This window comes from Acinetobacter sp. CY05, assembly GCF_059515805.1.
On sequence record NZ_JCAKMW010000039.1, the window covers coordinates 1 to 11,750 of the forward strand.

The following is an 11,750-nucleotide window of genomic DNA, read 5'->3' on the forward strand; positions in this document are numbered from 1 at the left end:
TGTTATTCCCAAGTAGAAATGTCCTACCTAATAACCAAATAGAAATGTCCTATATGGACATTTCCAAGTCAAGCACAGGATTCAGATTTCGTTGTTGAATTGCTGTTTTCTGTGCACGTCTGCTTGGCATCTTTTGAGAACGATTACGTTTGTTTTGCTGTTCCAGTTCTTCATGCTGTTGTTGAATATGCAGCAATACAGAACTTAAACGTTTATTCTCAACAATCTCTCGCTGGTTAAGCTGACTTAATTTATCGAAGATGCTGTAATTGATCTTCCGTCCTTCATGCATGATCGCTACAGTACCATCCGGATATTCTAGAAACTCAAGATATTTACCGATCAGCTTCTGATTTTCTTGGATATTCTCCAGAATATATACACATTTATCATAAGTAATGGTCAGGCTATTGGTGACTCTGCGGGGTTCACGCCAAGTAAAAATATCATCTAATTCTTCAGCTGTTTCAGTGACAGTCCGGTGGAGATCCTTAGGATTAAAGGCCATCTTGGCAAATTTACGATTAAATTGCTCAATAAAGCAGGGCAGCCAGGCATTGGCATCTGCAATCGAACTGATAGCTTCTAAGCGCATCTCCTTAATCAGACGATCCTGAAGCGTTCTATTGGCTCGTTCTACACGTCCTTTGGCCTGTGGTGAATTGGCGAAGATGATATCGATATTGAGCGTACTGAGTACTCGCCCAAATTGGGTAATCTTGGTGTCTTTCTTGCTGCTTTGATTTACCCTAAAGACTGAATGTTTGTCGCTGTAAAATGCTAAGGGCTTACCGTGCTGTTCAACATACAAACGTGTCGAAATCATATAGTCAAAGGTTGATTCTGACTCACAGAAGCGTAAATGCTGTAATTTGCCTGTGGCATCATCAATAAACACCAGCAGACAGCATTTAGCAGCACGCCCTTCGAACCAGTCATGGTGAGAGCCATCAATCTGGATCAGTTCACCATAGCAATCCCGGTTATATCGAGGCTGATATGGGCGTTTCAGGCGCTTGGCGCGAGGAATCCACAAGTCGGCTGCAATCATCCAAGAACGCAGGGTTTCTACTGAAAGATCGAATCCATGTACGGTGGTGAGCTTTTCATGCGCTAAAGTGGGTCCGAAACCATGGAGTTGGTCAGAAACAATATTGAGGCACTTGAGTCTGAGTTCTTCAGGAAGTTTGGAATTGCTGGTTTGGCCACGACCGGCATGGGCTAATGCAGCTGGACCTTGAGCTTTGTATTTCTGCAGTAAGCGTCTGATCTGACGTTCTGAGATATGAAGTAGCTGAGCAGCCTGGGATTGAGTTATGCGTTGATCGCAGATTTCCTGCAAGACCGACAATCGTTTAAGTTCTTTATCCGACATAGACACCAACATATCAAACCGTCCGCTTCGATAATCGCAAAAGCGCATATTCTAAAAGCGGACATTTTTACTTTGGAGAAACCGGACATTTCTATTTTGGAGTTACATGTGCATTTCGTATAACCTCCATTATGTTAAATAACTGATTTCATAAATTAAAGATTTGGAAATCGAATCTTTGTTTCAGCCTGTCTAATTTCATTACTAGTAAAAGAAATAGTTGTTCCTAATGAGTAACCATAGATTCCTTGGATAGAATCATTAGATGATTCATATGAAATATAAAATCCATTATCAACTCGATCTATCCACTCAAAATTATTTTTATGTTTTTCAAAAAGATAATCACTTAATTTCTTTTTTACTTCTACATCATCTATATCAATTTCATAAGCAATAGAATGAAGTTTACCTTGCCACTCTTGAAGAGAAATAAATCCTACTGGTGTTTTTAATCTGTACCAGTTTGATTCTTTAATGAAATTTACTCCTGAATTCTTTGGTTCTAAGCTGAAGTTAGTTTGAATATCTGAAAAATTAGAACCAATTTCAAATATAAATGGCTCTAATACCTTATTTGCGTTCAATGTATTGGTCTCTGCATGTGATAAATTATTAATAGAAGTTGAAACTAAAGCGACAACTAGCATTAAAGCTTTGAACATAATTAATTTTTAAAATTAAGATTCCCTAAAATTAACATAATACCCGTTATACGAAGTTGAAGAATTGAGACTATAGCCTTAATTTTTATGTGTTTTTTAAAATTTAAAACCTACACTTCAGTCTAGGTTTTTCCATTTCGTATAACAGCCATTAAGTTAAATATCCTCATTCCAAGCTTTATCTAAGCTTTTCAAATTATTGTATGCTTCTTCAAAATCACTTAATTTAAATGTTAAAACAGGAGATGAAAAAGGTTGTTCCCAAACTACTGATGTTACAAGGTCATGCATATTGTTCCATGCTACCCCAAATCGAATCCATTGAACTTCTGATTCAGTCACCATCTGTTCAATCATAATTACATTACAGACAAGATCTAAATCATCAGAACAAATTAAAATTGGTATGACAGTGGATACTGCACCATATTCAGAAGTTTCAGGTTTTAATAGTTTCCATGCATTACTCAAAGGAACGCTATTTTCAAAGTCATATAGCCAACCATGTGCTGGAACGGAAGAATTTGCATCCTTAAAACTAGTGTTTTTACTTATCCATATATTTAATGGAAGTCCATCAATAGCAAAAATAGGAAATGGTTTAGTGTTTCCATTTCCATCCTGAATACATCCTTTGACAGGGTGTTCATTTAATAATATTGCTGAGATCACGTTCATATCTTTTATTTAAATACTTTAAAGATTTCCTAAAATTAACATAATACAGGTTATACGAAATTGATTTTATTATTCTATAAAATTCAATAATTTAACTAAAAACAAAAAGCCCAATTCTCAGCAGTTGGGCTTCTTTAATGATTTATCACGTTCCACGCTCAATATTTAAGCGATGTTCCACGATTTTGTTCATCAAAATTAAACAATCTTGCTCGAATATACTAGTTAAAAAAACGACTCAAAAAGTCCTTTTGGCAGACTTTTTTATCACTGCACTAGACATGTTTGACTTGTCATAACCAGTAGTCAATCCCTCATATTTAAGCTGCTGTATAGCCTACTTCCTTAAGGTATGGCAAAAGTATCTTTTGCTGCACTGCATCCATCAACATCGAGCGTAAACGCGCTACAAATTGCTTCATATCCTCACCCACATGAGCCATAGTCTGCACAGCAGGGAGATCAGCTAATTTACTACTAAACATGTCTAGCTGCTTCTCGGTGAGCTTATGGAATATATCTCCCACATTGAGATCTTTAGAATAATCATTTTCTGATTTTTGTTTAGGAGACCTTTGCTTTTGCTTAAATAAAAATGAAAAACCTTTGATTATTCTACCTGCCTTATGTTGCTCATATTGAACAGTAATATCTGTTTTCTCATTAATTTCTTTGACTGCTAATTCTAATACTCTTTTTTTAAAGTCACTCATTAGTTTGTATTCATGGTCAGCAATACCTAATTGTTCTCTAAAAGTTGTGAGATCAACCATTGGTACTTTCCCAGTAGAACGCCATTGGATCAGTAATTCATAAAGCCTTGCAGAATAAACACTCTTAAGCTGAGCTGTTTGACTTAGTAAGTATTGAGTAAAGAACTCCTTAACACCATCGATCCTGCTTATACCTTGCACTACTGCAGGTGTGAAGACTATTTCTATAGCCCCTTGGTCATCTAAATATTTAACCTGAGAAATCCAACGACTTTTAACAAGTTTTCCATCTTCGTCATAGAAACTGAATCTACGATTAAATAAGGTATCTTCGGCTTCTTTCATACGTTGATAAGCATTTTGTCTGCTAGTAGTAAATACCTCAGCATAACGCTTAGCATCAATTCGCAGGGGTATATCTGTACTTAACCCTGTACCTGTTTCCCTTGCATCCACAATAGCGAGCTGAACGATATGTAACTCAGCAAGGCTCAGCATTTGAAATGCTTGATTTAAACGATTTGTTTTAACGACTAGTTCTTTTTGCATTTTTGATAGCCAGAATTATTTATAGCGACAACATATCACCTGTCATAAAAAAGACAAATAATTATTTGTCAGTATAAGGTAACTAAACGTCCTTATATGGGTAACTAAACGTCCTTATATGGGTAACTAAACGTCCTTATATGGGTAACTAAACGTCCTTATATGAGGCCTGAAATGCTCTGATATCAAGGCTTTCAGCCGGCGGAAAAGCATTTAAAAGTATTTAAAAGAATATAAAAGCCCGCTTCGCTTAATTTTTTGTTAAAAAAAAAGAAAAAGTTGTTTTCACACAAACTTAAATTCCTGACCTAAAACTTATTTTCTTACGAGTTTTATTTAAGATCACAATACTAAATTTAGACTCAAACTATCTCTTTAATACCCTCTAAAATGCAATTTAAGACGATTTAAGACGATTTTCTTTAAAAAACGAAGCTACCTACGTGGAAGAATAAAAGATGGCTCTAAATGCAATTTAGGGCCATTTCTTGGTATTCCTACATAAAAAATATTGAAGCCTGATTTAACTCTCTAGATTTTGACTAAATGGGTTCCTTGGAGAGCCTTTTAAGATACGTTCTAAACGTTGAATTTTGTCTAACACATGTTCATGAGATTCTAGGATCTCGCCATGTCTTTCGGTCACATCTGTTGCACTGATTTTGTAATAACCCTCTGCGATCGCCCATAAGCGAAAAAGTTTGAACAGCTGATCCAAGCCATTCTCATCAGGTCCTCGTTTGATGTGAGGGTTATGTTTAAAAAAAGTTTGCACTGCTGCACCGAGATAATATTTTTCTCGATCATTCTGCTTGCGTGTACTCGGCTGTGCTTCACGTCTTTTTTTCTCGTTTTTCAGTTTTGCTTCGGCCAACTGCTGTTTTTCTTTTTGTACATAACTTTGTAAGGCATCCAACATGAGAAAATAAGAATCGATGTCTGACTTTTGGGACAACTCCAAAATATCTCTTTCAAATGCTGACCACCGAGTCTTACGTTGAATCTTGTCTAAGGCCTGCATTTTTCGCTGATGAGCATTGCGTTCATAACGGCATTTTTTAAAGATCTGCAGCTCTTTTTCAGAGAACAATGACAGACATTGTTTATGTTCAAACAGCTCTAAAAAAGCTTGGTCATTTTTCCGCTTGAACGGTAATTTTTGTACGTCATGGTACAGATTTCTCAGGTCATTATTGGTCAACACTAATGCTTTCTTAGTCGTCATTTTTTGCAATTTTCCTCATTCTGTAAGTAATTGATTTTTCGTTCCGATTCTCTGTTAGTACAGTAAGATTTCGTATTTTTTGCAGTAAATTTTCGGGTTTTTTACAGTGAAGTGGCCTTAAAAGATAATTCTTTATGTAAGAATTATCTTTTATCTCGTTTCCGTGTGTTAAATTAAATCTTTGAATTAATTTAACACACTCTCACTCGCCCTACGGGGTAAAAGCAGCAGGGGCGATGTATGTTTTTTGCAGGTCTTAAACATCTGACCAAATCAGCTTATGTGACTGAAAAAGGCAAGACATTGAAGTCCGCTTCAGCCAAAGCTGCGTATCATTATTTGACACGCACAGGTCAATTCTCTCGGCATAAATCGGACGAGGTGATCGAGTTTGTCGAGCATGGCAATTTACCGGAATGGGCCCAAGCCGACCCATCACAGTTTTGGAAAGCTGCAGATACCTATGAGCGAGAAAAAGGACGTGTCGCAACGACCCTTGCAATTGCCTTACCGAATCATATTTCAGCAGAACAGCGTATTGAATTGGCACAGGCCTTGATTCAAGAACTGTGTCATTCGCATCAATTCCCTTACGCTGCTGCGATTCATCGCCATCCTGGAGCCCTGAGTGACATCGATCAACCCCATTTGCATATCATGTATTCGGAGCGGGGTTTAGATGGCATTCAACGCTCAGCAGAACAGTTTTTTAAGCAATGGAATCGCAAAGCGCCTGAACGTGGTGGAACACGGAAGCTAACCGCAGATGTATTGGGTTATGGCCGTGATCACGTCAATGTGTTCCGAGAAATTGTGGAACGCCAGATCAATCAAATCCTCAGCCTATATGCACCGACCAAGATCGTCGAAATCAAAGGGGAAAAGATTGAAGTGCCCAGTTTAGTTTCTCGTCTCTCCACTGAGGAATACAACAAACGCTATGGGACAGCGCTTAAAGAAGTGCCGATGATTCCGGCTTATCTGCGCTATACCAAGGATCCTGAAAAACTTAAAACGCTTGAAGAACTTAAAGCCACCATTCAAGCCAATCGTGCTTTTAATTTAGAAGAAATGTATTCAGCGTATTACCAAGCCCATATGCGCCGCAAAAAGCCGAAGCTCGTACACGTTGATCCTCAAGACATCCCCGAACAGGATCCAATGCGAGGGGTTGATCACCAAAGTTATGAAAACGTGTCTTTGTTTACTGCACAATGGTTGAATTGGTCCAAGGAGATTTACGATGAAGCCAGTCATTTCAGCCTTCGAGATGAATTATTGGCGAATCATCCAGTGTTTCAAGATTATAAGACCGATCGAGAAGTGGTGACGATACGCACAATCAATCGTGATCATGCCTTTCGTGATGTACTGCGCTATAGAACGCAGATTGCACACGTTATGGTGCAGCAAAAGACAGTAGAAGATCAGGAGACGTTAAGCGCCTTAGTGATGGCGTTTATTAGGTTTATACAGGATGCACCCTTTGATCGGATGGAGAAATTCAGCCAACTGCATCAAGTACAGCAGCATTTACAAGCGCAACTGGACGTCACGACCGGGACTTACCATAGATTGGATCAGTGTTTAGAAGAAGCTATCGAGCATTGCCTCATGAGGCAAGCACGGTTGTTCTATGGATTAGACGATCGGCAGCAAGACACTTTAGCTACACCGGATCAAGATACTTCTCTTGATTTGTAAAAGGCTTCAATCAGTTGGCTAAACACCTACCACCATCTTAAAAAACGATCATTTTTATAAAATTAATCTGTTTTACATATTTTTAGGTTTTGAATATTCTGAGTGCAAGCCAGACAGGTAGGAGATCTTAGATTTCTACCCATCCAGCCACCTGATTCAAAGTCAAATTTTGCGACCGGCCACTACCCCTCTAGGCCGGTCTTTTTTTTGCTTAAAATTGAGATAAAAAAAGGCCCAACATCCTGTTGGGCCTTTTTCATATGGGGTTGTGTGAGGTATAACTCCTGTCGTACCTATCTTCCATGTTGTAGAACTTATCATTATTGTTTTTTGTTCTGGAACTTCCTGTTCCTGATGTACTCAGAATAGTTGAGTCCTTAGCTCTAAGATAGGGGCGATCTACTCCAAGATGTGTACGCTCAGGCTTACAGAGCCAATTTCGTATATGAGATTTTATGTTAAATAATAAAAATATAAGTTATGCCTTACGAAGTTTTTTTAACAGATATATGAATGGCGACACAAGATGTCGCCATGTTTTATTTATCATATTGAAATATAAATTATTTTATAAGAATCTTATTTAATATCTTATTTGAAAATTTTAGGGAATTTAATATGGCAGTTTATGCTAATTCTAATGTTTTGAAACATATTCCTAACTGGGATGGATGGGCGAAAGTATATGGCCCTAGCGACCAAGTTCCTCATTCAGGAATATATAAATGTACTGGTTGTAATAAAGAAATTACTTCTAATAAAGGTGATAAGTTTCCACCACAGAATCATCATCAGCACGGTTCGAACTTAAGTTCAATTCAATGGAAGATAATTATTTTTACAGATACAGAAGGAAAATATTAATCTAAAAATGGGAGCCTTTAGCTCCCATTTTTACTGTATTTTTTAAAGTTTTAAGCGTGTTGTACTGTTAATTTTAAGCCTAAAGCATTTACTACACGATTAATCGTATCAAAACGTGGTGCTGAGTCCTGACGTAGGGCTTTATAGAGTGCCTCACGCCCAATCCCTGCTTCTTTAGCGATTTGAGTCATGCCACGAGCTTTAGCAATAACGCCAAGTGCATGGGCTAATTCAGCAGGATCATTCTCTTCAAGAACCATATTAAGATACATCACAATGTCTTCTTCAGTTTTGAGCGACTCAGCCATATCAAAACTTGGTAAATCAGCGACTTTAACCATTTTAATCCTCCAATGTTTTCGATAATTTGACTGCACGATCGATATCTTGTTGTTGAGTGGATTTATCTCCTCCACCAAGCATTACAATCACTACGTCACCATGTTGGATGTAATACATTCTCCATCCAGCACCGAAGAACTCTCTCATTTCCCAAACGCCATCTTGAAGAGGCTTAATGTCTCCCCAATTTCCACGTTGAACCTTATCCAATCTACGATTCAGGCGAATACGGGTCATATTGTCTTTAATGCCATCTAACCATTCATCAAATTCTGGCAGACGTTTAATTTCAATCATGAGGATTCCTTATCTTCTCACTATATTGTATTCGATCGATTACAATATGCAAGTAATCTATATGGAAATCCATTAACTTCGTATAATCGCCATTATGTTAAATGGCATCAATATTCGAGTAATTTTCTTTTATACTAAAACAAAATTTATGATATTTAATTCAACTTATGAATCCAACAATAGATACAATTTTAAGAAAAGTAGATAGCTTAAAGCTTACTCAAGATTTCTTCTTTGTGATGAATAAAACCATTCACTTAAGGTATGCAACTATTTATGAAACAGATGAGATAGGATTCAGAAATCTAGGAAATACTGAAGATATATTTCAAGAAATACATGACCTTATGGATAGTTCAGAATTAGATAATGGAATTTATAGCTATTATTCTATTGATAAAAAAGTAATACATCATACTGATTACAATCCTGAATTATTTTGGGATGATGCAATGGAATTGATCTTATATCAAACTTATGATGTGACTCCATCTGATGAAGAAAAAAAAATTCAATTACAGACAAGCCTTCAAGAAGAAAAAATAAAGCAGACCCTAGTATATGCTTGCTATCTTAATTTAGTAGATCAGATAGATTTTTTACTCTCAAAAAAAATAAATAAAAGTGAGTTAAATAGAAATCTTAAAAGTGTAGGAACACCTTTAGGATTAAGCATTGAATCGAATAATATTAAATTAGCAAAGAAACTATTAGAGCTCGGTGCAGACCCAAAGAAAAAATCATTTGTATATACACCACTTGAATTGGCATTTAGATATTCAGATGAAATGGTTTTTTATTTTTTCGATCATTTTAAAGAGTATTTTATTAAGACAGTGACACAAAAAGGCTTAGCTATTGCGGGACTTAATCAGAACGCTGAAATTTATAAATTACTGATAAATTTAGGTTGTGACCCATTAGGTAAAGATCCAGTTTTCCAAATGCCACATGTTTTCGTAGATTATAATAATTTATACGGATTGCAGTTCTTAGCTGAATATGGGATAGATATGAGACATAAAAATAAATACAAGGAAACAGCTTTTGAAAGAGCACAGAAACAAGGGAAAACTGAATTAATAGACTATTTAGAAGCTTTTAATTAGTTTTCCTAAAATTAACATAATACACGTTATACGAAAGGCCCTATTCACGGGCCTTTTGATCATCTGATTAACATAAAATCTCTTATACGAAATTTGCTCATCTAGCTTTTCTTTTTATTCCAATGTAGACCTAGCCAATGCTCAATTTTTTCGTAATATAAGCCAAATAATAAAGCTATGATGAATGTAGAACAGTTCTTCATTACGCTAAGCATCTGATCAAATTCACGATTCATTAGATGACTCACTGATAAGGCAATAGAGACTAGAACTAATATAGAAAATAAAGTGATATAAAATTTTAAGAAATATTGGAAGCTTTTAGATTTCATTTTTATGAGCAAATAGTTAACTGATTCAATTCTATATAAAAAATGTACTGCGATACTGGAAAAACAATAAATTTCTACAATAAAAAAGCCCAACATCCTGTTGGGCTTTTCCGTAATATCTTCATCATATGAAAATCGGCATCGTCCGGATAGCGGCAAAGGACGTTTTTAGCTGTATGCATCAGTTTACATAGATCGATTTTCATCCACATTTTTTGTGGATAATTTCAGGTTGAAGACATTTGATAAAATTCAAAAAAAATTAAAAATGACTAAAAAAATAATCAATTTTAGTGCCAAAAAGTTACAACTTTGCTCATAAAAAAGCCGACTTGTTTCCAAGTCGGCTTTTGAACATCATCGAGCAAATAATTTATATCATAAGTTTTTGATTTTTATATGTTTCAATTTGTGCTGTTATTCCCAAGTAGAAATGTCCTACCTAATAACCAAATAGAAATGTCCTATATGGACATTTCCAAGTCAAGCACAGGATTCAGATTTCGTTGTTGAATTGCTGTTTTCTGTGCACGTCTGCTTGGCATCTTTTGAGAACGATTACGTTTGTTTTGCTGTTCCAGTTCTTCATGCTGTTGTTGAATATGCAGCAATACAGAACTTAAACGTTTATTCTCAACAATCTCTCGCTGGTTAAGCTGACTTAATTTATCGAAGATGCTGTAATTGATCTTCCGTCCTTCATGCATGATCGCTACAGTACCATCCGGATATTCTAGAAACTCAAGATATTTACCGATCAGCTTCTGATTTTCTTGGATATTCTCCAGAATATATACACATTTATCATAAGTAATGGTCAGGCTATTGGTGACTCTGCGGGGTTCACGCCAAGTAAAAATATCATCTAATTCTTCAGCTGTTTCAGTGACAGTCCGGTGGAGATCCTTAGGATTAAAGGCCATCTTGGCAAATTTACGATTAAATTGCTCAATAAAGCAGGGCAGCCAGGCATTGGCATCTGCAATCGAACTGATAGCTTCTAAGCGCATCTCCTTAATCAGACGATCCTGAAGCGTTCTATTGGCTCGTTCTACACGTCCTTTGGCCTGTGGTGAATTGGCGAAGATGATATCGATATTGAGCGTACTGAGTACTCGCCCAAATTGGGTAATCTTGGTGTCTTTCTTGCTGCTTTGATTTACCCTAAAGACTGAATGTTTGTCGCTGTAAAATGCTAAGGGCTTACCGTGCTGTTCAACATACAAACGTGTCGAAATCATATAGTCAAAGGTTGATTCTGACTCACAGAAGCGTAAATGCTGTAATTTGCCTGTGGCATCATCAATAAACACCAGCAGACAGCATTTAGCAGCACGCCCTTCGAACCAGTCATGGTGAGAGCCATCAATCTGGATCAGTTCACCATAGCAATCCCGGTTATATCGAGGCTGATATGGGCGTTTCAGGCGCTTGGCGCGAGGAATCCACAAGTCGGCTGCAATCATCCAAGAACGCAGGGTTTCTACTGAAAGATCGAATCCATGTACGGTGGTGAGCTTTTCATGCGCTAAAGTGGGTCCGAAACCATGGAGTTGGTCAGAAACAATATTGAGGCACTTGAGTCTGAGTTCTTCAGGAAGTTTGGAATTGCTGGTTTGGCCACGACCGGCATGGGCTAATGCAGCTGGACCTTGAGCTTTGTATTTCTGCAGTAAGCGTCTGATCTGACGTTCTGAGATATGAAGTAGCTGAGCAGCCTGGGATTGAGTTATGCGTTGATCGCAGATTTCCTGCAAGACCGACAATCGTTTAAGTTCTTTATCCGACATAGACACCAACATATCAAACCGTCCGCTTCGATAATCGCAAAAGCGCATATTCTAAAAGCGGACATTTTTACTTTGGAGAAACCGGACATTTCTATTTTGGAGTTACA

11 protein-coding genes are annotated in these 11,750 nt (G+C 37.0%); 3 read left to right on the plus strand and 8 right to left on the minus strand.

Features of this window, described 5'->3' with window-relative positions; translation table 11 throughout:
• Positions 1-49: 49 nt before the first annotated feature.
• The 5 genes from AC5YCD_RS15180 to AC5YCD_RS15200 all read right to left on the minus strand — a co-directional run bounded on the left by AC5YCD_RS15180 (position 50) and on the right by AC5YCD_RS15200 (position 5,205).
• Positions 50-1,375, minus strand: coding sequence for an ISNCY family transposase (locus AC5YCD_RS15180; RefSeq protein ID WP_180185633.1), 1,326 nt, complete (start codon positions 1,373-1,375; stop codon positions 50-52).
• Positions 1,376-1,530: 155 nt separating this feature from the next.
• The gene (locus AC5YCD_RS15185; RefSeq protein WP_122902469.1) at positions 1,531-2,040 is read right to left on the minus strand and encodes a hypothetical protein; all 510 of its coding nucleotides are present in this window, start codon (positions 2,038-2,040) and stop codon (positions 1,531-1,533) included.
• A gap of 156 nt (positions 2,041-2,196) precedes the next feature.
• On the minus strand, positions 2,197-2,718 hold the full coding sequence (locus AC5YCD_RS15190; protein ID WP_122902470.1) for a hypothetical protein: 522 nt from the start codon (positions 2,716-2,718) through the stop codon (positions 2,197-2,199).
• A gap of 320 nt (positions 2,719-3,038) precedes the next feature.
• A complete protein-coding gene (gene repM, locus AC5YCD_RS15195) occupies positions 3,039-3,980 on the minus strand; it encodes a replication initiation protein RepM (RefSeq protein ID WP_122902471.1) in 942 nt (313 codons plus the stop codon).
• A gap of 523 nt (positions 3,981-4,503) precedes the next feature.
• Positions 4,504-5,205, minus strand: coding sequence for a hypothetical protein (locus tag AC5YCD_RS15200; RefSeq protein WP_496130826.1), 702 nt, complete (start codon positions 5,203-5,205; stop codon positions 4,504-4,506).
• Between the two features lie 240 nt (positions 5,206-5,445).
• Between AC5YCD_RS15200 and AC5YCD_RS15205 the strand changes: the two genes are divergently transcribed.
• Both AC5YCD_RS15205 and AC5YCD_RS15210 read left to right on the plus strand, forming a co-directional pair.
• Positions 5,446-6,909, plus strand: coding sequence for a MobA/MobL family protein (locus AC5YCD_RS15205; protein WP_496130827.1), 1,464 nt, complete (start codon positions 5,446-5,448; stop codon positions 6,907-6,909).
• A gap of 618 nt (positions 6,910-7,527) precedes the next feature.
• Positions 7,528-7,773 (plus strand): hypothetical protein, encoded by a 246-nt coding sequence (locus tag AC5YCD_RS15210; protein WP_496130828.1) that lies wholly within the window; start codon positions 7,528-7,530, stop codon positions 7,771-7,773.
• A 50-nt stretch (positions 7,774-7,823) separates the two neighbouring features.
• Here the strand turns inward: AC5YCD_RS15210 and AC5YCD_RS15215 are convergent, their stop codons facing one another.
• Together AC5YCD_RS15215 and AC5YCD_RS15220 are read right to left on the minus strand one after the other, a co-directional pair.
• Complete coding sequence (locus AC5YCD_RS15215; RefSeq protein WP_004969304.1) at positions 7,824-8,114, minus strand: addiction module antidote protein; 291 nt, start codon at positions 8,112-8,114, stop codon at positions 7,824-7,826.
• A gap of 1 nt (position 8,115) precedes the next feature.
• Positions 8,116-8,412, minus strand: coding sequence for a type II toxin-antitoxin system RelE/ParE family toxin (locus AC5YCD_RS15220; RefSeq protein ID WP_005175534.1), 297 nt, complete (start codon positions 8,410-8,412; stop codon positions 8,116-8,118).
• 167 nt (positions 8,413-8,579) lie between these two features.
• Here AC5YCD_RS15220 and AC5YCD_RS15225 point away from each other — a divergent pair, with 167 nt between their 5' ends.
• Positions 8,580-9,521: an ankyrin repeat domain-containing protein gene (locus AC5YCD_RS15225; RefSeq protein WP_496130829.1), complete on the plus strand. Its 942-nt coding sequence runs from the start codon at positions 8,580-8,582 to the stop codon at positions 9,519-9,521.
• Between the two features lie 796 nt (positions 9,522-10,317).
• Here AC5YCD_RS15225 and AC5YCD_RS15230 read toward each other — a convergent pair.
• Entirely contained in the window at positions 10,318-11,643 is a 1,326-nt protein-coding gene (locus AC5YCD_RS15230; protein ID WP_180185633.1) for an ISNCY family transposase, read from the minus strand.
• Positions 11,644-11,750 lie beyond the last annotated feature (107 nt).

What these genes read in the sequence shown, in the direction of transcription:
- AC5YCD_RS15180 (WP_180185633.1), bottom strand. Translation starts at nt 1,375, where the DNA reads ATGTCGGATAAAGAACTTAAACGATTGTCGGTCTTGCAGGAAATCTGC.
- AC5YCD_RS15185 (WP_122902469.1), bottom strand. Translation starts at nt 2,040, where the DNA reads ATGTTCAAAGCTTTAATGCTAGTTGTCGCTTTAGTTTCAACTTCTATT.
- AC5YCD_RS15190 (WP_122902470.1), bottom strand. Translation starts at nt 2,718, where the DNA reads ATGAACGTGATCTCAGCAATATTATTAAATGAACACCCTGTCAAAGGA.
- repM (WP_122902471.1), bottom strand. Translation starts at nt 3,980, where the DNA reads ATGCAAAAAGAACTAGTCGTTAAAACAAATCGTTTAAATCAAGCATTT.
- AC5YCD_RS15200 (WP_496130826.1), bottom strand. Translation starts at nt 5,205, where the DNA reads ATGACGACTAAGAAAGCATTAGTGTTGACCAATAATGACCTGAGAAAT.
- AC5YCD_RS15205 (WP_496130827.1), top strand. Translation starts at nt 5,446, where the DNA reads ATGTTTTTTGCAGGTCTTAAACATCTGACCAAATCAGCTTATGTGACT.
- AC5YCD_RS15210 (WP_496130828.1), top strand. Translation starts at nt 7,528, where the DNA reads ATGGCAGTTTATGCTAATTCTAATGTTTTGAAACATATTCCTAACTGG.
- AC5YCD_RS15215 (WP_004969304.1), bottom strand. Translation starts at nt 8,114, where the DNA reads ATGGTTAAAGTCGCTGATTTACCAAGTTTTGATATGGCTGAGTCGCTC.
- AC5YCD_RS15220 (WP_005175534.1), bottom strand. Translation starts at nt 8,412, where the DNA reads ATGATTGAAATTAAACGTCTGCCAGAATTTGATGAATGGTTAGATGGC.
- AC5YCD_RS15225 (WP_496130829.1), top strand. Translation starts at nt 8,580, where the DNA reads ATGAATCCAACAATAGATACAATTTTAAGAAAAGTAGATAGCTTAAAG.
- AC5YCD_RS15230 (WP_180185633.1), bottom strand. Translation starts at nt 11,643, where the DNA reads ATGTCGGATAAAGAACTTAAACGATTGTCGGTCTTGCAGGAAATCTGC.